The following is a 1,576-nucleotide window of genomic DNA, read 5'->3' as shown; positions in this document are numbered from 1 at the left end:
CTGCCGAAGGCTGCGATCTTTTGATCTTTGCCCCTCTTCAAAACATCATGATCCACTGAAAAGATCGCAGCCTGCGGCAGCTCCTACACGGGGGGGGCGTACGGCCGGTCTGGTGCGGCGGCTCCTATTTCAATGCTGTCAGGATAGCCTCAGGGCTGTAACCGCGAATTAAGGTGCCATTCACATCCAGCAGGGGAATCCCCCGTCCACCCAGGGCCTCATAGGCCTTGCGTGCTTCGGCATTCTTCTCGATGTCGAACTCGTTGTACGGGATGCCTTGCTGATCGAGGAAGCGCCGGGTCAGCTTGCAGTAGCCACACCAGTCAGTGGCGTAGAGCACGACCCTGGCGTTGGCCTGGGTCTGCTCGGACACTGACGCCTGCGGGTTGAACAGTCGCTCGATCTTGCCCCAGTTCTGATAAGCCACGACCACCAGCAGGATCAGCAGAAATTTCTTCAGTATCCCGTTCAACATCAGTTGCGACGCTTGAGCTGGTCGGTCAGTTGGGTCGGCAGGCCCTTGATGATCAGTGTCCCGGCTTCTTCGTCGTATTCGATCTTCGAGCCCAGCAGGTGCGCTTCGAAGCTGATGGACAAGCCCTCGGCGCGGCCGGTGAAGCGACGGAACTGGTTGAGGGTGCGTTTATCGGCAGGAATTTCCGGCGACAGGCCGTAGTCCTTGTTGCGGATGTGATCGTAGAAGGCTTTCGGACGCTCTTCGTCGATCAGCTCGGACAATTCCTCCAGCCCCATTGGCTCGCCCATTTTTGCCTGGCTGCTGGCGTAATCCACCAGGGTCTTGGTCTTTTCCCGGGCGGACTCTTCCGGCAGGTCCTCGCTTTCGACGAAGTCGCTGAAGGCCTTGAGCAGCGTGCGGGTCTCGCCAGGGCCGTCGACGCCTTCCTGGCAGCCGATGAAGTCGCGGAAGTACTCCGAGACCTTCTTGCCGTTCTTGCCCTTGATGAACGAGATGTACTGCTTGGATTGCTTGTTGTTTTGCCACTCCGAGATGTTGATCCGCGCCGCCAGGTGCAACTGGCCCAGATCAAGGTGGCGGGAGGGGGTCACGTCCAGCTCGGCGTTCACCGCGACGCCTTCGCTATGGTGCAGCAGGGCGATGGCCAGGTAGTCGGTCATGCCTTGCTGGTAGTGGGCAAACAACACGTGGCCACCCACCGAGAGGTTGGACTCTTCCATCAGTTTTTGCAGGTGTTCGACCGCCACACGGCTGAAGCCAGTGAAGTCCTTGCCGCCGTCGAGGTATTCCTTCAGCCAGCCGCTGAAAGGGTGCGCCCCGGATTCCGCATGGAACAAGCCCCAGGCTTTGCCTTGCTTGGCGTTGTAGCTCTCGTTGAGGTCGGCAAGCATGTGCTCGATGGCCTGGGATTGCGCCAGTTCGGAGTCGCGAGCGTGGAGAACTGCAGGTGTACCGTCGGGTTTTTTGTCGATCAGGTGGACGATGCAATGACGGATCGGCATGGGCTTCTCGGCTGGTTGAATGGGGGAGGGGCGAGCTCCCCGAAAAAGCGCCCAGTGTACCGCACCTGCTAGTTTTGGCGGTGTCCGACAGGCCTTT

At 59.5% G+C, this 1,576-nt stretch carries 2 protein-coding genes; both read right to left on the bottom strand.

Features of this window, described 5'->3' with window-relative positions; translation table 11 throughout:
* Nucleotides 1-124 precede the first annotated feature (124 nt).
* A complete protein-coding gene (locus F8N85_RS34055) occupies nt 125-475 on the bottom strand; it encodes a glutaredoxin family protein (RefSeq protein ID WP_150804036.1) in 351 nt (116 codons plus the stop codon).
* Nucleotides 475-1,479, bottom strand: a complete 1,005-nt coding sequence (gene yejK, locus F8N85_RS34050) for a nucleoid-associated protein YejK (RefSeq protein WP_150804035.1) — start codon at nt 1,477-1,479, stop codon at nt 475-477. The genes F8N85_RS34055 and yejK overlap by 1 nt, the downstream gene beginning before the upstream one ends.
* Between the last annotated feature and the right edge of the window lie 97 nt (nt 1,480-1,576).

Origin of the sequence: Pseudomonas fluorescens (assembly GCF_902497875.1) — a bacterium.
Taxonomy (GTDB): domain Bacteria; phylum Pseudomonadota; class Gammaproteobacteria; order Pseudomonadales; family Pseudomonadaceae; genus Aquipseudomonas; species Aquipseudomonas fluorescens_BR.
Note: the sequence above shows the minus strand (reverse complement) of the source record. Positions and strands in the feature narration are given on the sequence as shown.

Coding starts and splice junctions, on each gene's coding strand:
- yejK (WP_150804035.1), bottom strand. CDS start 1,479: ATGCCGATCCGTCATTGCATCGTCCACCTGATCGACAAAAAACCCGAC.
- F8N85_RS34055 (WP_150804036.1), bottom strand. CDS start 475: ATGTTGAACGGGATACTGAAGAAATTTCTGCTGATCCTGCTGGTGGTC.